This is a genomic window from Neotabrizicola sp. VNH66, from assembly GCF_049445895.1.
GTDB lineage: Bacteria > Pseudomonadota > Alphaproteobacteria > Rhodobacterales > Rhodobacteraceae > Pseudogemmobacter.
In genome coordinates this window covers 115,010-133,750 of record NZ_JBMSDW010000002.1, presented here as the reverse complement: position 1 = coordinate 133,750, position 18,741 = coordinate 115,010, and the positions used below count along the sequence as shown (strand labels likewise).

Genomic DNA, 18,741 nt, shown 5'->3' with positions numbered 1-18,741 from the left:
CGCATCAGCGGCACAGCATTTTGACCTGCGCGCGCGCCGCCGCAGGACCGGGGGGCACGGTTGATGGCCGCCCGCATTCTGCCGCGGCTTCAGTCGCTGCTTCTGGGGGCTGCCGCCTCGTGCTTTCTGGCCGGGGCAGGGGTGACGGTGGCGGATGTCGCGGCGCGCGGCCTGTTCGGTGCCAATGTGCCCGCCGCGATAGAGGTGACCTCGTTCCTGATCGGTTTCGGCGCGCTGTTGTCTATGCCGGTCTGCTATGAGCGGCGCAGCCATGTCTGCGCGCGCCTGCTGTCCGAAGTGAACCCGGACCGATTTCTGCGCCCGCTCGGGATGCTGGGGGCCGTGGCCTCTGTCCTGTTCGCCGGGCTGATGGTCTGGATCCTGTTGGCCAACACGCTGGGCAAGATCGAATCACCCGAGACGACGCGGGATCTGGGCCTGCCGATGGTCGCCCTGCTTTGGATCGTCACCGGAACGCTGGTTCTGGCGCTGCTGGGCGCAATCGTCGGCCTCTGGCGCCAGTTCAGCGGGAGGGAAAGCTGATGGAGGGTCTTCTGCTGGGCGGTCTGGGCTTTGCCGCAACGCTGGTGCTGATCCTTCTGGAAGTGCCGGTCGGCGTGGCCATGGGGCTGGTGGGCATCCTTGGCGTCCTTTTCATCCTTGGCCCCGAAGCCATGGTGGCGATGAGCGCCACCTCGGTCTGGGAGTCGGTCACCAATTATACCCTGACCATGCTGCCGCTGTTCGTGCTGATGGGGAACCTTGCGGTTCAGACCGGGCTTTCGACGCGCCTTTTCCGGTCGATGACGGTGCTGATCGGGCACCGGCGCGGCGGGCTGGCACTGGCCACCATCGGTGCCAGCGCGGGCTTCGGGATGATCGCGGGATCGTCGCTAGCGACCACCGCCACCATGGGCCGTATCGCTTTGCCCGAGATGGAGCGGGCGGGTTATCCCCGCAAGGTGGCCGCGGGGACCGTGGCGGCAGGCGGCACGCTGGGCATTCTGATCCCGCCCTCCACCATCCTTGTGATCTATGCCTTTCTGGCCGAGCAGTCGATCCGCCAGCTGATGCTGGCCACGGCGGGGCCGGTCGTGCTGGCCATCGTGCTTTACGGCCTTGCCGTCTGGCTGCCGCTGGTCTTTGGCAAGTCCGGCTTTTCCGGCATCAGCCGCGACAAGGCGAACGGGGCCGAAAAGCGCGCCGCCATTCTGGACATGTCCCCGGCGATCTTTGTCTTCGGGCTGGTGATGGGCGGGCTTTACACCGGCATCTTCACCGCGAACGAGACGGCCGCCGTGGGCGCCGCGGTGATGCTGGCCTATGGCATCCTGTCCCGGCGGCTGAGCGTGAAGGATTTCATCGCCGCCGCACTGGACACCGCCACCACCTGCGGTGCGCTGTATCTGGTCCTGATCGCAGCCAATCTGTTCAACGGTTTCCTTGCGCTGACCGGGCTGCCCTTCCTGCTGACAGGCCTGTTTTCCGGCATCATGGACAGCCCGTTTCTGGTGATCCTGATGATGACTGCGGTCTATTTCGTCCTTGGCATGCTGATGGACGAACTGGCCATGCTTCTGCTGACCATCCCCTTGTTCGTGCCGATCTGCCAGATGGCGGGCGTGGATCTGGTCTGGTTCGGCATCTATGCCGTGGTCATCGTGGAACTGGGCCTGATCACACCCCCGGGCGGCATGAACCTGTTCGTGCTGAAGACCACCAATCCCGAATACACCATGCTGGAGCTGTGGAAGGGCGTCGTCCCCTTCATCATCGCCGACCTGATCCGTCTGGCGCTGCTGGTGGCCTTCCCGGCCATCGTGCTCTGGCTTCCCCATACCGCTTTCTGATTTCTGGGAGGATATCATGATGCTGAAGACCCTTCTGCGCAGCGCCGCCGTGGCCCTTGCCTTCGCTGCCCCCGTGGCCGAGGCGCGCGAACTTCGGGTGTCGTCGTTCGAACCGCCGCAGGGCTTCTACTCGGCCAAGATCCTGCAGGCCTGGATTGACGAGGTCAGCCCGAAGCTGACCGGTGGCACCACGTTGCGGCTGTATCCCGGCGCCATTCTGGGGGCGCCGCCCGCGCAGGCCGAGCTGGTCAAGGCGGGCGTGGCCGATATCGCGCTGGTGGTGCCGACCTACACGCCGGGCCTGTTCCCGCTGTCCGGCGTGGTCGAGGTGCCGGGGCTGGTCCAGACCTCGGCCGAGGGGACGGCGGTGCTGAACGCCCTGTCCGAAGGGGGCATGCTGGACGCCGAATATGCCGGTTACAAGGTGCTGGCCCTGTTCACAACGCCCGGCTACCGTTTTCTGATGACGGGCGACGGGGTGACGAAACCGGCCGATCTGGCGCGCCTGAAACTGCGCACGCCGTCGCCCTTCGGATCGGAACTCCTGGCGATGCTGGGCGCCTCGGGCGTGGCGATCCCGGCGCCGCAGGTCTACGAAAATCTGGAACGCCGCGTGGTCTCCGGTGCGGTCTGGGTGATGGATGCCTACAAGACCTTCCGTCTGGATGAGGTGGCACCCACCGTCACCTCGCTGCGGTTCACCTCGCAGCCGATGGCGATCCTGATGAACAAATCCACCTGGGACAGCTTGCCTGACGAGGACCGTAAAGCCCTGGAGGCGGCCTCGGGCCGGGTGATGGCGGAATGGATCGCCGGGGTGGTGGATGCGACCGATGCCGAGATCGAACAGGGTTTCCGCGAGGGCGGGTCGGTGACGTTCATCGACCTGGACGAGGCTGCCGCTGCCGAATGGACCACTGCACTGGCCCCCGCCACGGCGGCGTGGATTGCCGGGCAACCGGATGGCGCAACGGCACAAGCCGCGCTCGACACCGCCCGCGCCGCTTTGGGCAACTGAACCGCCGCCCTGTCCGCCAACCGGACGGACAGGGCGCCGCCTCTGGGGCACAGGCCCCGGGTGGCGCAGACTGAACCCCCGCCATTTTCCAAAGGAACCTGACCATGGCCATCATCGCTCTGGGTTATCTGGGTGTGCGGTCGGACCGGCTGGACGACTGGTCGGATTTCGCGGGCAAGATCCTTGGCATGCAGAAGATCGACCGCGGAGGCCGCGCGCTGGCCTTCCGGATGGACGACCGGGTGCAGCGTCTGCTGGTCTCGGACGAACCGGGCGAGACGCTGGCCTTTCTGGGGTTCGAGGTCGAAAGCCGCGACGACCTGCAGCACTACGCCGCCCGGGTCGAGGCGGCGGGCTATCCGGTCCATCTTGGCCGCGGTTCATTGGCCGATCGCCGGTTCGTCGGCGATCTGATCTGGTTCCGCGATCCGATGGGCAACCGGGTGGAGCTGTTCCATGCGCCTATGATCGCCGCCGATCCCTTCGTTCCGGGCCGCCCGATCGACGGGTTCCGCACCGGACCGCTGGGCATGGGGCATGCCGTTCTGCATGTCCGCGATATCGGGGTGATGATGCCCTTTTACCGCGATGTGCTGGATTTCCACGTCACCGACTACGGGCTGAAGCCTTATGGCCTGTATTTCTTCCACCTGAACGACCGCCACCATTCCTTTGCCATGGTGGGGTCCGGGCAGGAAGGATTCCACCATTTCATGGTGGAATTCCAGAATCTTGATGATGTGGGGCAGGGCTATGACCTTGCCCAGCAACGCGAAAACGGCGTGGCCTATACGCTGGGGCGGCACACCAACGATTACATGACCAGCTATTACGCCAATTCTCCCTCCGGGTTCTTCGTCGAAAACGGCTGGGGCGGGCGGCTGATCGACCCTGCCACGTGGGAGCCGCATGAAACCCATGACGGCCCCAGCTTCTGGGGGCATGAGCGGCTGTATCTGACCGAGGAAGGGGGCCGCAAACGCCTGCGCGACATGCGGCTGGAGGCGGCGGCGCGCGGGGTGCGCGCCCCGCCGGTGGCGGATTGCCCATGGCTTTACGGTGAACTTGCAAAGGTAGGACGGTGACGATGGATGCGTTCGACGTGGTGATTTCGGGCTATGGCCCCACCGGCGCCACGCTGGCCCATCTTCTGGGCCAATGCGGGCTGCGGGTGCTGGTGCTGGAACGGGAAAGCGCCGCCTACCACCTTCCCCGCGCGGTGCATTTCGATGCCGAGGTGATGCGGGTGCTGCAATGGATCGGCATTGCTGACGCGATGGAGCCGCTGACTGCCCGCCATCCCGGCATGCGCTTTGTCGATGCTGCGGGGCGCCTGCTGCTGGACTGGCCGCGCCCGCAAGAGGTGGGTCCGCAGGGCTGGCGGTCGAACTTCCGCTTCCATCAGCCGGATCTGGAGCGTCTTTTGCGCGGCGGGATGGCGGCGCTGCCGAATGTGACGGTCCGCACCCGCTGTGACCTGTTCCTCGTTGAGGAGGATTCCGAAGGCGTGACCCTGCGCTATGAGGACATGGCCCGTGGCAAGGTCGAACGGGTCCGCGCGCAATATGTCGTGGGCTGTGACGGGGCGCGGTCGCTGATCCGGCGGTTTATCGACACCGGCATGGAGGATTACGGGTTCCACGAACGCTGGCTGGTGGTCGATGTGATCCTGAACCGTGAAAAGCCGGAACTCGGTGATCATTCCATCCAGTACTGCGTGCCCGAGCGGCCCGCCACCTATGTCCGCGGCCCCGGGCTGCGCCGCCGGTGGGAGATCACCGTCCGGCCGGGCGAGGATGCCACCGATATCGCCCGGCCGGAACGGGTCTGGGAGCTGCTGTCGCCCTGGCTGAAGCCTGAGGAGGCGACGCTGGAACGGACGGCGGTCTACGTCTTTCACTCGCTTGTGGCAGAGGACTGGCGCCGGCGCCGGCTGTTTCTGGCGGGCGATGCCTGCCACCAGACGCCGCCCTTCATGGGGCAGGGCATGTGCGCGGGCATCCGCGATGCGGCCAACCTGTACTGGAAACTTGCGCTGGTCTGTCAGGGCAAGGTGCAGGGCACCGCGGCTGAGGCGCTGCTGGACAGCTATGAGAGCGAACGCAAGCCCAATGCCCGCGAATATATCCAGACCGCAGTGCGTCTTGGCGGGCTGATCAACACCGCCGGGACCGAAGCCGCCCTGCGCGCCGCCCTTCCGGCGGCGGACGGCAGCGCGCGGATGGAAAGCATCGCCCCGCCGCTTGGCCCGGGACTTGGCCGCGGTGACAAGGCCGGGCACCTGTTCGGGCAACCGCGGATGGCCGATGGCGCGCTGATGGATCAGGCTTTGCGGCACCGCTGGGTTCTGGTGGCCGAGGAGGCGCTGGCCGCCGGGGCCGATCTTCCCGCCGGGCTGGCGCTGGTCACGCCCGCAACCTCCGCGGATGCCGCGGCCCATCTGGCCCGGCTGAACACCCGCGCGGCGGTGCTGCGCCCCGACCGGCACACGCTGGGCACCGCCGAGACCCCGGCAGAACTGGCCGCCCTTCTGGCGCTGGTCCTGCCCGCCCCGATTGACACGCACGAACCGGAGATGGCCTGACCATGAAACTATGTTCCTTCACCACCCAGGGCACCGCCAGCTGGGGCCTTGTCACGCCCGGCGGCATCGTCGATCTGGGCAAGCGCGGGATCGCACCCGACCTGCGGGCCTTTCTGGCCGCGGGCGACCTTGCCCCGGCTGCGGCGCTGGTTGCGGCCCCGGCGGACCATGGCTTTGACGCGGTGCAGCACCTGCCGGTGATCCCGAATCCGGACAAGATCATCTGCGTCGGCCTGAACTACCATGACCACATTCAGGAAACCGGTCGGGAAGAGACGCCGAACCCGGTCCTGTTCGCGCGGTATGCGGGCAGCCAGATCGGTCATGGCGCAGCTTTGGTGAAGCCGCTGGAATCCGACATGTTCGATTATGAGGGCGAGCTGGCGGTGATCATCGGCCGCGAAGGCCGCCGGATTTCCGAGGCCGACGCCCTGTCCCATGTCGCGGGCTATGCCTGCTACAATGACGGTTCGGTCCGGGACTGGCAGAAGCACACCCATCAGTTCATGCCGGGCAAGACCTTTGCCGGGACCGGCGGCTTCGGTCCGTGGATGGTGACGGCGGATGAAATTCCCGATCCGTCAAAGCTGCATTTGCAGACCCGGCTGAACGGGCAGGTGGTGCAGGACACCGACCTGACGCTGCTCATCGCCTCGATCCCGCGGCTGATCGCCTATTGCTCGACCATCCTGCCGTTGCTGCCGGGCGATGTGATCGTCTCGGGCACTCCGGGCGGTGTGGGCGCGCGGCGCAACCCGCCCTTGTGGATGCGCGACGGCGATGTCTGCGAGGTGGAGATTTCCGAGATCGGCACCCTGTCGAACCCGGTGCGGGCCGAGGCCTGATCCCTTGCCCCGCCTTGCGCAGGCCGGAAGGCGGGGCACCGGAAATTCTACTTCGGTGGCAGGAAGCGACAATATTTTTCCGGATCACGGTATTTTATGGAAACTGGTTCCGGGTTTTCATGATAGTCAGGGACAAACGGCCGGGCCGATGCGAGTCCGGCAGGAGGTCCGGATATGAGTTTTGAACCTGCGGATCGCAGCTTGCCCTTCCCGCGTCAGGAAGGGTGGCGTGATGTGCTGGTCATCGGTGGCGGGGCCAGCGGTGTGCTCTTCGCGGCCAATCTTCTGCGGCAGGACACCGATCTTCGGGTGACCGTGGTCGAGGGACGGCATCTGCTGGGTTGTGGCATCGCCTATTCCACCACCGATCCGGACCATCTGCTGAACACCCGCGTCCATAACATGAGCGCCTTTCCCGAAGACGAAGGGCATTTCCTGCGCTGGTTGCAGGACCTGCCCAATGGCGCCGATTATGACCGCGGCAGTTTTGTTGGCCGGGCAACCTATGGCAGCTACCTGTCCTGTCTGCTGTCGCCCTGGCAGGCCTCGGGGCGCCTTTTGTGCCTGAAAGCTGATTGCGTCGAGATTCATGAGCGTGATGGCGGGGTAAAGGCGCGGCTGGATGACGGCCGGGTGTTGAAGGGGGCCTATGCCGTGCTGGCCACCGGCCATGTCGTGCCGAAGGCCGATCCGTCGGGCCTTGTCTCCGGTGCGTGGGACACGGCCGCGCCGCCTGCGCCGGGCGCGCCGGTCCTGATCATCGGCACCGGGCTTTCGATGGTCGATCAGGTGCTGTCGCTGGAACGGTCGGGGCATAGCGGACCGATCCTTGCCATCTCGCGCCGCGGGCTTCTGCCGCGGACCCATGCGGCGGGGACGCCCCTGAAGGTCACGCGCGAAGACCTGCCCCTGGGCGCGCCGGTCAGCCGTCTGCTGCACTGGCTGCGCGCATTGGCCCGGCAGGCCGAGGGGGCGGGCGGCACCTGGCGCGATGCGCTGGACGGCATCCGCCCCTGGGTCAGCACCCTGTGGCAGGGGATGGACACAGATCAGCGCAGCCGTTTCCTGCGCCATGCCGCCACCTGGTGGGAGGTGCACCGCCACCGCATTCCCCCGGCCTCCGCCGCGCGGCTGGAGGCGGCGATGGCCGCGGGGCAGCTGCTGATCCTGAAGGCGGCCTTCCGCCGGGCGGAACGGGCCGCGGATGGCGGGACGCTGGCGGTGATCACCCCGCGCGGACAGCGGGCCGAGGACCGCCTGCCGGTGGGCCGGATCATCGACTGCCGCGGCATCCGCAACGATCCGGAAAAGAATGCGCAGCCGCTGATCGCCGGGCTGCTGGCCGAGGGCGCGGCCCGTGTGGACCCCTTGCGCATCGGGCTGGATGTCACGGGAGAGGGGCGGCTGATCGGGCGGGACGGGCGGGCCTCCGGCCGGCTTTTTGCCCTGGGTCCGGTGTCGCGGGCCACGTTCTGGGAGATCACCGCCATCCCCGATATCCGGGTGCAGGCGGGGCAGATGGCGGCGCATATTGCAGAGATCGAGACGGCGGCAGGCTGATCCGCCGTCACCGGGTGGGAGCGTCTCCCGGCGTCCGGTTGACGGAGGGTTGCGCCCGGCCGGGGCCTGTGGCCATCCCGATAGGCTGCGGCTGCGCTGTTCGGAGGGTGCGTCAGTCGGGGTGCGCGATGTGGTCTCTGATGCAGGGGCTGAAGCGCCGGGCATTGCCTATGAACGGGTGCTTCCGGAGCGGGTTTCGCTGCCGGATCCGATGAAATAAGCGCGACAGAGCGGATCGGGCGCCATCGCCCGGCCGATCCTTCGGAAAGGAAGACCATGCCAGAGATCATGATCCGCCCGCTTGCCGCCGCGGATGAGGCCGAGTGGCGGCGTCTGTGGACCGCCTATCTGGACTTCTATCAGACCAGTGTCGCGCCGGAGGTTTATGACAGCACCTTCGCCCGGCTGCTGGGCAATGACCCGCAGGATTTCAGCGGGCTGATTGCCACGATGGACGGGCAGGCCATGGGGCTGACGCATTACCTGTTCCACCGCCACGCGTGGAAGATCGAGAATGTCTGCTACTTGCAGGACCTGTACGTGTCGCCGGAGGCGCGCGGCACCGGGTTGGGGCGCAAGCTGATCGAGGCGGTCTATGCCGCGGCAGATGCGAACGGCACACCCACGGTCTATTGGCTGACGCAGGAGTTCAACACGACGGCCCGGCAGCTTTATGACCGGATTGCCAAGGTGACGCCCTTCATCCGCTATACGCGCTGAGGGAATCCGTCCTCAGCCCGCCGCCGCCAGAATGCCGCGGGCGCGGAGGCGGACGGGTTCGTCCACCATCGCCCCGTCCACCGCCACCGCCCCGTCGCCCGAGGCGAGGACGCGCCGCGCCCAATCCACCTCAGCCTCGGTGGGCAGGAATTCGCGGCGCACGGCGGCCACCTGCCGGGGATGGATGCACAGCTTGCCCGTCATCCCAAGGGCGCGGGCATGGGCGGCATCCGCGGCGGCGGGTGCCGCATCGGCGATCTCGACCGTGACCCCGTCCAGCGGCGGCGCGATCCCGGCAAGGCGCGAGGCCAGCACCAGTTCCACCCGTGCGGGCAGCAGCACCTCGCGCAGATGGGCACAGCCCAGATCGGCACAGAAATCGACCGAACCGAAGGCCAGCCGCGCCACGCCCGCCGCGGCCACCGCGCGGGCCTGGGCAAGGCCAAGCCCGGTTTCCACCAGCGCGATCACGGGCATGTCGTCCAGCGCCGCGGCGACAGCAGCCACGGTCGCCGCATCCTCGGCCTTGGGCAGGATCACCGCGGCAAAGCCCCCGGCGCGCGCCGCGGCCAGATCCGCGGCATGCCACGGCGTGCCCGCGGGGTTGATCCGTAGCAGGACTGGCAGCCCGGTGAACCGGGCCTGCACCTGCGCGCGGGCCGCGTCTTTCGCCCCGGCGGCCACGGCATCCTCCAGATCAAGGATCACCGCATCCGCGCCGGAGGCCGCGGCCTTGGCAAAGCGGTCGGGCCGGTCGGCGGGCACGAAAAGCGGCGCGCGGATCGTGGCGGCGGCGGTCACCATTCGACCCGCGCCTCCATCGCCACCGGCCCGCCCTCGGCGGCGGACCAGAGGGTCATGGCAGCGCCGTCCTGCACCGCATGCAGCGCGAAGGGCGCCACGTCGAACAGCGGCGATTTCGCCCGCACCGTCACCCGCGATGGCCGCATACCGCGCAGATCCTGCGCAAAGCGGGTCAGCAGGGTGGCCTGCAACGGGCCATGGACCACAAGACCGGGATAGCCCTCCATCCCGCGGGCATAGGGCGCATCATAATGGATGCGGTGGCCGTTGTAGGTCACGGCGGAATAGCGGAACAGGAAGGGCGGTGTCGGCAGCACGCGGCGGATTTGCGCGCCCGCGGGCGCCGCTTCGGGCGCGGCCGTCGCCTGCGTCCCGGCCTCCGCCTCGCGGTAGACGATGTTCTGCCGTTCCGTCAGCGCCGGGCGACCGCCCGAGGCATAGCTGTGTTCCAGCGTCAGAAAGCACAACAGGCCCGACCGGCCCTCTTTGGCGGTCACGTCCAGAATGCGGGTGGTGCGCGTCACCACCTCCCCGATGTGGATTTCTCCGGTGAAGTCCAGCGTGCCGCCCGCCCACATCCGCCGTGGCAGCGGCACCGGGGGCAGAAAGCCGCCGCGCGCGGGATGCCCATCCTCGCCCAGACCCTCCGTGGGAGCGGCAGGCTGGCACAGGCAGTAATGGAACATCACCGGCGCGGCGGCCCCGTCCGACAGATCTGTCTCGCTGTCGAAGATCGCGTTGAACCGACGGACGGTTTCGGGCGCCACCCGTTCCGAGGACTGGTCCTCGCGCCCGATCCAGCGGCGCAGATGGTCAAGGTCAAGCGGCATGGCGTCCCTCAGAAGCTGCGCGGCAGGCCGAGGATATGCTCGGCCACATAAGACAGGATCAGGTTGGTCGAGATGGGGGCCACCTGATAAAGCCGTGTCTCGCGGAACTTGCGCTCCACATCATATTCGCAGGCAAAGCCGAAACCGCCGTGGAATTGCAGGCAGGCATTGGCGGCTTCCCAGCTGGCCTTGGCCGCCAGGTATTTGGCCATGTTGGCCTGCGCCCCGCAGTCAAGGCCGGCGTCATAGCGGCGGCAGGCCTCCCATCGCATCAGATTGGCGGCTTCCACCTCGATGAAGGCTTCGGCGATGGGGAACTGCACGCCCTGATTCTGCCCGATCGGGCGGCCGAAGACCCGGCGTTCCTTCACGTAAGACGTGACGCGGTCGGTGAACCAGTAGCCGTCGCCGATGCATTCCGCCGCGATCAGCACCCGTTCGGCATTCAGCCCGGTCAGGATGTATTTGAACCCCTTGCCCTCTTCGCCGATCAGGCTGTCCTCGGGCAGCTCAAGACTGTCGAAGAACAGCTCGTTCGTCTCATGGTTCACCATGTTCAGGATGGGGCGCACCTCCATGCCCCTGGCCATGGCGGCCTTGATGTCCACAAGGAAGATCGACAGCCCCTCGGACTTCTTCGCCACCTCCGACAGCGGCGTGGTGCGGGCGAGAAGGATCATCAGGTCGGAATGCTGCACCCGGCTGATCCAGACCTTCTGGCCGTTGATGACCCAACGCCCGTCCTTCTTCACCGCGGTGGTTTTCAGCTGGGTCGTGTCAGTGCCGGTCGTCGGTTCGGTCACGCCCATGCTCTGCAGGCGCAATTCGCCGCTGGCGATGCGGGGCAGGTAGGTTTGCCGCTGCGCCTCGGACCCGTGGCGGATCAGGGTGTTCATATTGTACATCTGGCCGTGGCAGGCGCCCGAATTCCCGCCCGAGCGGTTGATCTCTTCCATGATCACGCTGGCCTCGGTCAGGCCAAGGCCCGATCCGCCGTATTCCTCGGGGATCAGTGCGGCCATCCAGCCCGCGCGGGTCAGCGCATCGACGAATTCCTCGGGGTAGCCGCGGGCCTCATCGACCTTGCGGTGATATTCGTCGGGGAACTGCGCGCACAGGGCGCGCACCGCATCGCGGATGTCGTGGTGGCTGTCGGAAAGGGTCTGCATGGTCTGGCCCCGGATTGTGCTGCTGGCCTTGGTGTGCCGGGCAATATGATATAAATCAAATATGCATTGTTGCTAATGGACATATCGAAAAGTTATGATCAGCCATGGATATCCGCCAATTGCGCTATTTCGTCGAGATCGTGGAACTGGGATCGCTGTCGCGGGCGGCGCAGCGGCTGAACGTGGCGCAGCCCGCGCTGTCCATCCATCTGCGCAACATGGAGGCCGAGACGGGCACGCCGCTTCTGCTGCGCGGTCGCTCCGGCGTGACGCCGACCGAGGCGGGAGAGATCCTGCTGCGCGCGGCGCGGTCCATCCTGAACGAACAGGCGGCGGCGCTGGACGACATCCGCAGTCTGGGGCGGGAACCTTCGGGCGAGGTGCGGATCGGCCTGCCCGGCACCATCGGTGATGTTCTGGCCCTGCCGCTGATCGAAGCCGCCGCCGCCCGGTATCCGCAGGTGCGCGTCACCCTCTCCGAGGGGATGAGCGGATTTGTCGCCGACTGGCTGCGCGAGGGGCGGGTCGATCTGGCCGTGCTTTACACCCTGCCCGAAGATCCTGCCCTGTCCGCCCTGCCTTTGCTGGAGGAAGAGCTGGTCGCCGTGGCCGCCCCGCGCCATCTGCGCGCGCCGCAGGTGGATTTTGCCGATCTGGCCCGGATGCCGCTGATCCTGCCCAGTCGGCAGCACGGGCTGCGGGTGATGCTGGACGGCGCGCTGGCCCGCCAAGGATTGCGGCTGGAGCCGAAAGTGGAAGTCGATTCCTACAACACGATCAAGGCGTTGCTTCTGCGGGCGGCGGGCGTGTCGATCCTCCCGCGCCACACGGTCGCGCGCGAACGGATTGCCGGGTCGCTGGAGTTGCGGCCCTTTGCGCCACCGGGCTTGTCACGCCGGGCGCATCTGGTCTGGCGTGGAAGCCGGACGGTGCCGCGACATGTGCAGGCGATCCGGACCCTCCTGGACGAGACGGTGCGCAGGCTGGTGGCCGGGATGCAGTGGCCGGGCGCGACACTGCTGCCGAAGGCGCCCGGCGGGCGGGGGGATTAACCCGGGCAGAGCCTGTCTGTCCTGCCGGATGACGGCGCCCCATTGCGCCCCGCACCCCGGGGGCGGCCGGGAAGCTGGCCTTTGGGCGGCGATGACTGGCACGGCGACGGGCGCGCCGGACATGACCGCGCGGCCTGTCCTGATGCTGAACGGCATGACGCACACGGTGCGGTGTTCCACGACACCTTCGCCCGCCTCTCGGTTCGGAACGCCCGCTTGCGGGCCGCGCCCGCCGTGCGGCGGACCGGGGCCATCGGCGATTCGGTGTCAGGTCAGGCAAGGAGCTGAACCGGATGGTCCGGCGGGTCAGGTTGCCGGGCGTGGATCGTCGCGGAATTCCGTCGCCCTGACAGAGGGTCTGTTGCAGAAATCCGCATGCCATGCCGCCAGTTGCGGCCTCTTGCCCGGCCAGTCCTCAGCGGCGAAGCGGAAGTTCAGATAGCAGAGCGCGACGCCGATCCCCAGATGCCCCACGTCGAAGGGCCGGGGGGCGATGGTGGTGATATTCGCCTCCAGCCAGTCCAGAACGCTGGTCATCTTGCGGCGGTTCGCGGCGATCAGCGTCTCGCTTCGCTGCGCGGCGGGCCGCATGCGGGTTTCGATCAGCAGTGTCAGGGCAATGTCCAGAAGCCCGGTTCCCGTCGCCTCGTCCCGCAGGGCCAGAAGCCGCGTCTCCGGATCGGCCGGGAACAGCCGGGGGCCGCTGGGCCCGGTCAGATCCGCCCATTCGCAGATCACCCGCGAATCCCAGAGCGCCGGGGCACCGTCGCGTTCCAGCGTGGGAATCTTGGACAGCGGGTTCACCTCCATCAGCCCCTCATGCGGGACCATCGGATCGGCGGCGGTGCGCAGGGTCTGCACCTGATCGGCCAGACCCTTTTCGTGCAGTGCTATCATGGCCTTGCGGACATAGGGAGAGCGGGGGGACCAGTGAAGCATGGGCATGGGTTCCTCCATCAAAGCGGGGCCGCGTCCAGGGCGGCACGATGTTCGGGGGCGGCAATGTCGATCATCCGGCGGCGGCGCTCGCGCAGGGTGCAGCCGCGCAGATCGGCCACGCCATGTTCGGTGACGATGATCCCGGCATCGGCCCGCGCGGTGGACACAGGACCGGACAGTCGCGCCACGATCCGGTTGGCGCCGGTCTTCGGCACCACGGCAGGCAGGGCCACGATGGGCAGCCCCCCGCGCGACCGGGCCGCGGCGCGCAGAAAATCCCCGGCCGCGCCGACGGCACCGACATAGATGCCGCCTGCCACCTCGGCATTGATCTGGCCGGTCAGGTCCACCTCGATGGCGGCATTGATCGCGGTGAACCGCTCCTGCGCGGCCAAGGTTTCCGGCGCGTGGGTGTAGGAGGTAGGGGCCAGCCACAGCTGCGGATTGTCCGCGGCCCAGTCCCAGCTTTCAGGGCCGCCCATCACGGCACCGGTGACGGTGCGGCCGCGGTCAAGGGTTTTGCGGGCATTGGTGATGACGCCAGCCCGCGCCAGCCGGGCCACGCCATCGCCCACGGTTCCGGAATGAACGCCAAGGTCGTAATGCCCGGACAAGGCGGCCAGAACAGCCTCGGGCAATTGGCCGATGCCCAGTTGCAGCGTGGCGCCATCCTCGACCAGCCCGGCCACATTTCGGGCGATGCTCTGCATTGCCGCATCGGGCGGGGCGGCGGGCATGGCTTGCAGGCGGCGAGAGGTCCGGATCGTCAGCGCGATCTCATCGGTGCCGATGCTGCGGGCGCCATGGGTGGCGGGCATCCTGTCATTCACCTCGGCCACGATGCGGCGCGCATGGGGGATCAGATCGGCGATATATTCCGCCACCAGCCCCAGCGAATGCCGCCCGTCCGGCCCGGCCGGCGGCAGGTGCAAGAGCAGCAGATCGACCGGCGCCAGCGCCCCGGCGAACTGGCCATAGGTCAGCGGCAGGATGTCCAGCGCGTCCGCCTGCGCCAGCCGCCGGTTCATCGCCCCGCCGGTGTAGGAGGTGAAGGCGACGCAATCGGCATGGTCGGGCGACACCGCGCCGGACAGTACCAGCCCCACGCCCGCGCGGAACCCGCCGATCCGGTGCCGCGCGGCCATCAGGCTTTCGGTCAGGGTCAACGGCTCTCCCGCGGCCTGCCCCCAGACCACCCTCCCGCCCGGCGGCAGAAGGGCGGGCCAGTCGATCCCGGCGCTCATGCCTCTGCCCGTTCGAAGACCGCGGCGATGCCCTGACCGCCGCCGATGCACATGGTTTCCAGCGCATAACGCCCGCGGCGGCGCTGCAATTCGCGCAGGAGCGTAGTGGCAATCCGCATCCCCGTGGCCCCAACCGGATGGCCCAGAGAGATGCCCGAGCCATGGACGTTCAGCCGGTCCGGGTCATTCCAGCCCCAGCCCTTCAGGACCGACAGAACCTGCGCGGCAAAGGCCTCGTTCACCTCGACCAGCGTCATGTCGTCGAAACTCAGGCCGGTGCGCGCGAACAGTTTCTGCACCGCGGGCACCGGGCCGATGCCCATGGTCGCAGGCTCACACCCGGCTGTGGCCCAGCTGTGGAACCACGCCAAGGGTTCCAGCCCCAGCTCGGCCAGCCGGTCTTCGGCCACCACCAGACAGGCCGCGGCGGCATCGTTCTGCTGCGCCGCATTGCCGGCGGTGACGGTGCCGCCGGGGATGACCGTCCGCAGCCCGGCCAACGTTTCCGGCGTGGTCGTGCCCCGGACCCCTTCGTCGCGGTCAAGGATCAGCGGCGCGCCCTTCTTCTGCGGCACGGTCACCGGCACCACCTCATCAGTGAAGATGCCGCTGTCCCATGCGGCGGCGGCGCGCTGCTGGCTGCGGGCGGCATAGGCGTCGGCCTCGGCCCGGGGGATGGCATAGTCGCGGGCGAGGTTTTCTGCCGTCTCGATCATGCCGGAAATCTTGCCGAACCGCTCCTCGGGTTGGGAGCGTTCGCGCCCGCGGTCCAGCCGGTCATACATCCGCACATTGCCCGCACGGGCGCCCCATCGCAGGTCCGTGGTGTAATATTCGATGTTCGACATCGACTCGACACCGCCCGCCATGACCACATCGGCGGCCCCGGTCTGCACCATCATCGCCGCGGTCACCAGCGCCTGAAGCCCGCCGCCGCAGCGCCGGTCCAGCTGCATGCCCGAGACGGTGATCGGGAACCCGGCCTCCAGCGCGATCCAGCGGCCGATGCAGGGCGCTTCGGAATTGGCATAGGACTGGGCGAAGACCATGTCGTCGATCCGCCCGGGGTCGATCCCGGTGCGGTCCACCACCGCCTTGGCGATATGGGCGCCCAGCTTTTCCGCCGTCAGTGGCCGCAGCGTGCCGCCAAAGGCCCCCACGGGGGTGCGCAGCGGCATGACGATGGCGGCGCGTCTCATGCGTCGGCTCCGGGCAGGGTCAGCGGGGGCCAGTCGGCGCCTTCGAAGGCATAGCCATCTGCGGTGCGGCGGATGTAGCCGCAGCAGGGCGCACCGAAATGCATGGGCATCAGCAGGGTGCCGCGGTCCGCCGCCTGTTCCAGAACACGGGCGCGGGTGGCGCGGGCCACCTCGGGCAGGGCGCAATAGGCGGTATTCAGGTCGGGATAGACGATCTGCAACGGCGAATGGAACACATCGGCGCAGAACAGCCCCTCCTCTCCGTCCGCCCGCAGCCGGTAGGACAGCATGCCCGGCGTGTGGCCCGGCACGGGTTCCACGGTCAGGCAGCCGAGGATTTCGCCAGCATCCTCCGGGATCAGATCGGCCAGACCGGCGCGGACGACAGGCATCACGCTGTCATGCCAGCTGTCATCCATCACCGCATCGGGCGCACCCTGCAATGCAGCCTCGTAATGCAGGAAATCCGTCTTCGGCATCAGATAGCGGGCGTTCGGGAACGTGGGCACCCACATCCCGCGGTCCAGCACGGTGTTCCAGCCGGTATGGTCCATGTGCATATGCGTCTGGATGACATGGGTCACCGCCTCACGCGGGGCCCCCGCAGCGGCCAGCCATTCCAGCACCCGGTTGTTCAGCCGGTTCATCCGCGCCGCGGCGCGGGGCTTGTCATTCCCGACGCCGGTGTCGATCAGAATCACCTTGTCGTCGATCTGCACCACCCAGATCTGGATCGTCACGATCAGCCGGTTCATCGACGGAATGTAATGGTGCGGCGCCAGCCATCCGACCTGTGCGTCGATCTTTTCCTGCGGCAGCGCGGGGAAAAGGAAGGCCGGGTCATGCGTCGGCGCGGCATATTCAACCACGCGCGTCACCCGCGCCCGGCCGATCCTGCGGGACTGGATCATAGCGGTTCTCCTTACGCCCGCGTGGGCAGCGGCACGCCTTCGGGCGTGATGTATTGCGGCTGTCCGGTAAACCCTTCGGAAAGCGGTGCGAAATAATAGAAGGTGATCCGGCGCTTGCGGAATTTCCAGACGCCGTTCTCGCGCTGCAGTTCATCATCGTAATGCCCGGCCGAGACGTAGGACACGCCCTTCTTGACCGACAGATACTGCATCGAGATGCGGCCCGTGGCCGTGTCGCCCGCCAGATCGGTCGTGGCATTGGTGCAGAAATGCCAGAACCCTTCGGCAAGGTTCTGCACTGTGGTGCTGAAGAAACGGTGGATCGCGGCGCGGCCCGTCACATGGGCCAGCCCCTGAAACTCGCCATCTTCGGTGAAGAGATCGGCCAGATCGTCCCATTGCCGTGCATCCAGCACATGGCAATAGCGACCGCGCAGGTCGGAAATCGCCTGCCGGTCCTCGACGGCGCGCAGCCGGGCTTCCAGATCGCTCATTTCGGTTTCCTCCCCAGGAATGTCAGGCCAGATGCAGTGGTGCGCCGGTCATGGCCTGCAGGCTGTCCAGCGTCATGCCGGACACCATCTCGACCACGGCAAGGCCCTGCGGTGTCACGTCGATCACCGCAAGGTCGGTATAGACGCGATCCACCGCCGCAGGCGCGGTCAGCGGATAGCCGCAGCGTTCCACCAGTCGCGGCGCGCCGTCCTTGGTGACGTGGTTCATCGCCACCCAGACCCGTTGCGCCCCGACCGACAGGTCCATCGCCCCGCCCACGGCGGGCGCAGTGTCATGCTCCGACGTGGCCCAATTGGCGATATCGCCGTTTGCCGCCACCTGATAGGCGCCCAATACGCACAGATCGAGATGCCCGCCGCGGATCATGGCAAAGCTGTCGGAGTGGTGGAAGTAGGACCCGCCCGGCAGCAGCGTGACATATTGCTTGCCCGCATTGATCAGCCAGGGGTCCACCTCTGCCTCGTCCGGGGCGGGCCCGATGCCAAGGATGCCGTTTTCGGCGTGAAACACCACCTCGCGGTCCTTCGGCACCTCATCCGCCACCAGCGTGGGCACACCGATGCCAAGGTTCACATACCAGCCGTTCGGAATGTCCTGCGCGATGCGGGCGGCGATCTGGCGGCGGCTGAGCGGGGTCCAGGATGTCATGGGTCTCTCGGAAAGGTCAAAGCCGCGGCGGGCCGTATTCGATATGCACCACCCGATCGACAAAAATGCCGGGGGTGACGATGACTTCGGGGTCCAGCATGCCAAGGGGGGCAAGGTGCTGGGTCTGGGCGATGGTCAGCTTTGCCGCCATGGCACAGACCGGGTTGAAGTTGCGCCCGGCGGCCCGGTAGGTCAGGTTCCCCCAGCGATCGGCGGCCCAGGCTTCGATCAGCGCCACATCGCCGTGCAGCGCCTGTTCCAGCACGCAGGGGCGCCCCTGAATCTCGCGCACTTCCTTGCCCGCGGCCAGTTTGGTGCCCACGGCAGTGGGGGTATAGAAGGCCGGAACCCCAGCCCCCGCGGCACGCATCCGTTCGGCCAGCGTGCCCTGCGGCACCAGCTCCAGCTCGATCTTTCCGGCTTTGTAGAGTTCCTCAAAGATGGTGGAGCCGACGATCCGGGGATAGCTGCAGATCAGCTTGCCCACCCGGCCCTCTTTCAGCAGCCGCGCCAGCCCGACCTGTCCGTAGCCCGCATTATTGGCCACCACGGTCAGGCCCGAAACGCCGGTTTCCAGCACGCCTTCGATCAGATGGGTGGCTTGCCCCACGGCGCCGAACCCGCCCAGAAGCAGCGTCGCCCCGTCGGACAGGCCGGAAAGCGCCTCGGCAACGCTTGCCACGGTCTTGTCGATCATATGTTCCGGAGCCTCCCTGCACCGCAAACGTCCACAATGCGAACGTTTGTCCATAAAATGGCGGATTCGATTTGTGCTGTCAAGCGGGCGAATGTCCGTCATGCGGACTTGCCGTCATGACCGGCAGCGCGTAGCCTGTGGTGCGCGGGGCAAAT

The 18,741-nt window shown here is 67.3% G+C and carries 19 protein-coding genes; 9 read left to right on the top strand and 10 right to left on the bottom strand.

The window, feature by feature from the left end; all coding sequences use genetic code 11:
* Window positions 1-63: 63 nt before the first annotated feature.
* The 8 genes from ACO2Q5_RS03160 to ACO2Q5_RS03125 all read left to right on the top strand — a co-directional run bounded on the left by ACO2Q5_RS03160 (window position 64) and on the right by ACO2Q5_RS03125 (window position 8,577).
* Entirely contained in the window at window positions 64-543 is a 480-nt protein-coding gene (locus ACO2Q5_RS03160) for a TRAP transporter small permease (RefSeq protein WP_423288139.1), read from the top strand.
* Window positions 543-1,850 carry a TRAP transporter large permease gene (locus ACO2Q5_RS03155; RefSeq protein ID WP_423288138.1) on the top strand — a complete coding sequence of 436 codons (1,308 nt, stop codon included), beginning with the start codon at window positions 543-545 and terminating at the stop codon, window positions 1,848-1,850. The genes ACO2Q5_RS03160 and ACO2Q5_RS03155 overlap by 1 nt, the downstream gene beginning before the upstream one ends.
* A 16-nt stretch (window positions 1,851-1,866) precedes the next feature.
* A complete protein-coding gene (locus ACO2Q5_RS03150) occupies window positions 1,867-2,868 on the top strand; it encodes a TRAP transporter substrate-binding protein (protein ID WP_423288137.1) in 1,002 nt (333 codons plus the stop codon).
* Between the two features lie 104 nt (window positions 2,869-2,972).
* Window positions 2,973-3,953: a VOC family protein gene (locus tag ACO2Q5_RS03145; protein WP_423288136.1), complete on the top strand. Its 981-nt coding sequence runs from the start codon at window positions 2,973-2,975 to the stop codon at window positions 3,951-3,953.
* A 2-nt stretch (window positions 3,954-3,955) separates the two neighbouring features.
* Window positions 3,956-5,452, top strand: coding sequence for a bifunctional 3-(3-hydroxy-phenyl)propionate/3-hydroxycinnamic acid hydroxylase (locus ACO2Q5_RS03140; protein ID WP_423288135.1), 1,497 nt, complete (start codon window positions 3,956-3,958; stop codon window positions 5,450-5,452).
* 2 nt (window positions 5,453-5,454) lie between these two features.
* A complete protein-coding gene (locus ACO2Q5_RS03135; RefSeq protein WP_423288134.1) occupies window positions 5,455-6,297 on the top strand; it encodes a fumarylacetoacetate hydrolase family protein in 843 nt (280 codons plus the stop codon).
* A gap of 174 nt (window positions 6,298-6,471) precedes the next feature.
* On the top strand, window positions 6,472-7,857 hold the full coding sequence (locus ACO2Q5_RS03130; protein WP_423288133.1) for an FAD/NAD(P)-binding protein: 1,386 nt from the start codon (window positions 6,472-6,474) through the stop codon (window positions 7,855-7,857).
* Between the two features lie 276 nt (window positions 7,858-8,133).
* Window positions 8,134-8,577: a GNAT family N-acetyltransferase gene (locus ACO2Q5_RS03125; protein WP_423288132.1), complete on the top strand. Its 444-nt coding sequence runs from the start codon at window positions 8,134-8,136 to the stop codon at window positions 8,575-8,577.
* Window positions 8,578-8,589: 12 nt separating this feature from the next.
* Here ACO2Q5_RS03125 and ACO2Q5_RS03120 read toward each other — a convergent pair whose 3' ends face one another.
* From ACO2Q5_RS03120 to ACO2Q5_RS03110, 3 genes are read right to left on the bottom strand one after another with little or no spacing between them, the layout of a single operon-like run.
* Window positions 8,590-9,381, bottom strand: coding sequence for an HpcH/HpaI aldolase/citrate lyase family protein (locus ACO2Q5_RS03120; protein WP_423288131.1), 792 nt, complete (start codon window positions 9,379-9,381; stop codon window positions 8,590-8,592).
* On the bottom strand, window positions 9,375-10,211 hold the full coding sequence (locus tag ACO2Q5_RS03115; protein WP_423288130.1) for an FAS1-like dehydratase domain-containing protein: 837 nt from the start codon (window positions 10,209-10,211) through the stop codon (window positions 9,375-9,377). Before ACO2Q5_RS03115 ends, ACO2Q5_RS03120 begins: the two co-directional genes overlap by 7 nt.
* Before the next feature lie 8 nt (window positions 10,212-10,219).
* Window positions 10,220-11,380, bottom strand: coding sequence for an acyl-CoA dehydrogenase family protein (locus ACO2Q5_RS03110; protein WP_423288129.1), 1,161 nt, complete (start codon window positions 11,378-11,380; stop codon window positions 10,220-10,222).
* A 104-nt stretch (window positions 11,381-11,484) separates the two neighbouring features.
* Here ACO2Q5_RS03110 and ACO2Q5_RS03105 point away from each other — a divergent pair, with 104 nt between their 5' ends.
* Entirely contained in the window at window positions 11,485-12,432 is a 948-nt protein-coding gene (locus tag ACO2Q5_RS03105; protein ID WP_423288128.1) for a LysR family transcriptional regulator, read from the top strand.
* Between the two features lie 306 nt (window positions 12,433-12,738).
* Here the strand turns inward: ACO2Q5_RS03105 and ACO2Q5_RS03100 are convergent, their stop codons facing one another.
* From ACO2Q5_RS03100 to ACO2Q5_RS03070, 7 genes are read right to left on the bottom strand one after another with little or no spacing between them, the layout of a single operon-like run.
* Window positions 12,739-13,377, bottom strand: coding sequence for a glutathione S-transferase N-terminal domain-containing protein (locus ACO2Q5_RS03100; protein ID WP_423288127.1), 639 nt, complete (start codon window positions 13,375-13,377; stop codon window positions 12,739-12,741).
* Between the two features lie 11 nt (window positions 13,378-13,388).
* The gene (locus tag ACO2Q5_RS03095; protein ID WP_423288126.1) at window positions 13,389-14,615 is read right to left on the bottom strand and encodes an acetyl-CoA hydrolase/transferase family protein; all 1,227 of its coding nucleotides are present in this window, start codon (window positions 14,613-14,615) and stop codon (window positions 13,389-13,391) included.
* On the bottom strand, window positions 14,612-15,814 hold the full coding sequence (locus tag ACO2Q5_RS03090; RefSeq protein ID WP_423288125.1) for an acetyl-CoA C-acetyltransferase: 1,203 nt from the start codon (window positions 15,812-15,814) through the stop codon (window positions 14,612-14,614). The genes ACO2Q5_RS03095 and ACO2Q5_RS03090 overlap by 4 nt, the downstream gene beginning before the upstream one ends.
* Window positions 15,811-16,725 carry an MBL fold metallo-hydrolase gene (locus tag ACO2Q5_RS03085; protein ID WP_423288124.1) on the bottom strand — a complete coding sequence of 305 codons (915 nt, stop codon included), beginning with the start codon at window positions 16,723-16,725 and terminating at the stop codon, window positions 15,811-15,813. The genes ACO2Q5_RS03090 and ACO2Q5_RS03085 overlap by 4 nt, the downstream gene beginning before the upstream one ends.
* Window positions 16,726-16,736: 11 nt before the next feature.
* Window positions 16,737-17,219 (bottom strand): nuclear transport factor 2 family protein, encoded by a 483-nt coding sequence (locus ACO2Q5_RS03080; protein WP_423288123.1) that lies wholly within the window; start codon window positions 17,217-17,219, stop codon window positions 16,737-16,739.
* Between the two features lie 22 nt (window positions 17,220-17,241).
* Window positions 17,242-17,889 carry a 3-oxoacid CoA-transferase subunit B gene (locus ACO2Q5_RS03075; RefSeq protein ID WP_423288122.1) on the bottom strand — a complete coding sequence of 216 codons (648 nt, stop codon included), beginning with the start codon at window positions 17,887-17,889 and terminating at the stop codon, window positions 17,242-17,244.
* A 16-nt stretch (window positions 17,890-17,905) separates the two neighbouring features.
* Window positions 17,906-18,586 (bottom strand): 3-oxoacid CoA-transferase subunit A, encoded by a 681-nt coding sequence (locus ACO2Q5_RS03070; RefSeq protein ID WP_423288121.1) that lies wholly within the window; start codon window positions 18,584-18,586, stop codon window positions 17,906-17,908.
* Window positions 18,587-18,741 lie beyond the last annotated feature (155 nt).

What these genes read in the sequence shown, in the direction of transcription:
- ACO2Q5_RS03160 (WP_423288139.1), top strand. Translation starts at nt 64, where the DNA reads ATGGCCGCCCGCATTCTGCCGCGGCTTCAGTCGCTGCTTCTGGGGGCT.
- ACO2Q5_RS03155 (WP_423288138.1), top strand. Translation starts at nt 543, where the DNA reads ATGGAGGGTCTTCTGCTGGGCGGTCTGGGCTTTGCCGCAACGCTGGTG.
- ACO2Q5_RS03150 (WP_423288137.1), top strand. Translation starts at nt 1,867, where the DNA reads ATGATGCTGAAGACCCTTCTGCGCAGCGCCGCCGTGGCCCTTGCCTTC.
- ACO2Q5_RS03145 (WP_423288136.1), top strand. Translation starts at nt 2,973, where the DNA reads ATGGCCATCATCGCTCTGGGTTATCTGGGTGTGCGGTCGGACCGGCTG.
- ACO2Q5_RS03140 (WP_423288135.1), top strand. Translation starts at nt 3,956, where the DNA reads ATGGATGCGTTCGACGTGGTGATTTCGGGCTATGGCCCCACCGGCGCC.
- ACO2Q5_RS03135 (WP_423288134.1), top strand. Translation starts at nt 5,455, where the DNA reads ATGAAACTATGTTCCTTCACCACCCAGGGCACCGCCAGCTGGGGCCTT.
- ACO2Q5_RS03130 (WP_423288133.1), top strand. Translation starts at nt 6,472, where the DNA reads ATGAGTTTTGAACCTGCGGATCGCAGCTTGCCCTTCCCGCGTCAGGAA.
- ACO2Q5_RS03125 (WP_423288132.1), top strand. Translation starts at nt 8,134, where the DNA reads ATGCCAGAGATCATGATCCGCCCGCTTGCCGCCGCGGATGAGGCCGAG.
- ACO2Q5_RS03120 (WP_423288131.1), bottom strand. Translation starts at nt 9,381, where the DNA reads ATGGTGACCGCCGCCGCCACGATCCGCGCGCCGCTTTTCGTGCCCGCC.
- ACO2Q5_RS03115 (WP_423288130.1), bottom strand. Translation starts at nt 10,211, where the DNA reads ATGCCGCTTGACCTTGACCATCTGCGCCGCTGGATCGGGCGCGAGGAC.
- ACO2Q5_RS03110 (WP_423288129.1), bottom strand. Translation starts at nt 11,380, where the DNA reads ATGCAGACCCTTTCCGACAGCCACCACGACATCCGCGATGCGGTGCGC.
- ACO2Q5_RS03105 (WP_423288128.1), top strand. Translation starts at nt 11,485, where the DNA reads ATGGATATCCGCCAATTGCGCTATTTCGTCGAGATCGTGGAACTGGGA.
- ACO2Q5_RS03100 (WP_423288127.1), bottom strand. Translation starts at nt 13,377, where the DNA reads ATGCCCATGCTTCACTGGTCCCCCCGCTCTCCCTATGTCCGCAAGGCC.
- ACO2Q5_RS03095 (WP_423288126.1), bottom strand. Translation starts at nt 14,615, where the DNA reads ATGAGCGCCGGGATCGACTGGCCCGCCCTTCTGCCGCCGGGCGGGAGG.
- ACO2Q5_RS03090 (WP_423288125.1), bottom strand. Translation starts at nt 15,814, where the DNA reads ATGAGACGCGCCGCCATCGTCATGCCGCTGCGCACCCCCGTGGGGGCC.
- ACO2Q5_RS03085 (WP_423288124.1), bottom strand. Translation starts at nt 16,725, where the DNA reads ATGATCCAGTCCCGCAGGATCGGCCGGGCGCGGGTGACGCGCGTGGTT.
- ACO2Q5_RS03080 (WP_423288123.1), bottom strand. Translation starts at nt 17,219, where the DNA reads ATGAGCGATCTGGAAGCCCGGCTGCGCGCCGTCGAGGACCGGCAGGCG.
- ACO2Q5_RS03075 (WP_423288122.1), bottom strand. Translation starts at nt 17,889, where the DNA reads ATGACATCCTGGACCCCGCTCAGCCGCCGCCAGATCGCCGCCCGCATC.
- ACO2Q5_RS03070 (WP_423288121.1), bottom strand. Translation starts at nt 18,586, where the DNA reads ATGATCGACAAGACCGTGGCAAGCGTTGCCGAGGCGCTTTCCGGCCTG.